The organism is Agrobacterium sp. 22094, assembly GCF_052046015.1.
Taxonomy (GTDB): domain Bacteria; phylum Pseudomonadota; class Alphaproteobacteria; order Rhizobiales; family Rhizobiaceae; genus Agrobacterium; species Agrobacterium cavarae.
The window spans coordinates 1-365 of the sequence record NZ_JBQEPX010000039.1 but is presented as its reverse complement, the minus strand read 5'-3'; the positions used below and the strand labels follow the sequence as shown (position 1 = coordinate 365).

Annotated in this window: 1 protein-coding gene; it reads right to left on the bottom strand. The window is 38.1% G+C overall.

Annotation, left to right across the window (positions count from 1 at the left end; all coding sequences use genetic code 11):
- Positions 1-52: 52 nt before the first annotated feature.
- Positions 53-365 (bottom strand): hypothetical protein (locus ACTJK5_RS23070; protein WP_440613325.1); only part of this gene is annotated, 313 nt, incomplete at its 5' end.

Genomic DNA, 365 nt, shown 5'->3' with positions numbered 1-365 from the left:
TAAAAAGTATGTGGAACAATAAATGTTGGTTGTGTTGCCATGTTCTTTCCTCCTATAGCTGTTCATATCCGGATAAAAATGTCTTCGCAAATTCTTGTTTTTGTTGGATATCAATTTCTTTGTAGTTACGTGTTGTCACTTCTATAGCAATGTAACCGCCATGCGCTTCACTATAGACGGCTCCATCGGGCGTTGGTTGGAATTTCCCTTGCGGATGGGACTCTACTATTCTTTTTTTGAAATCGTCGTATCTGAGGTCTTTCTGGGCTTCTAAATGCAATTGTTTTTCTGTTTTCCATGTTTCTCTTGTTTCTTTTGGTAAAGAGATGTACTTTTCTGAGAGACGAATATCATGTTTGGCGTTA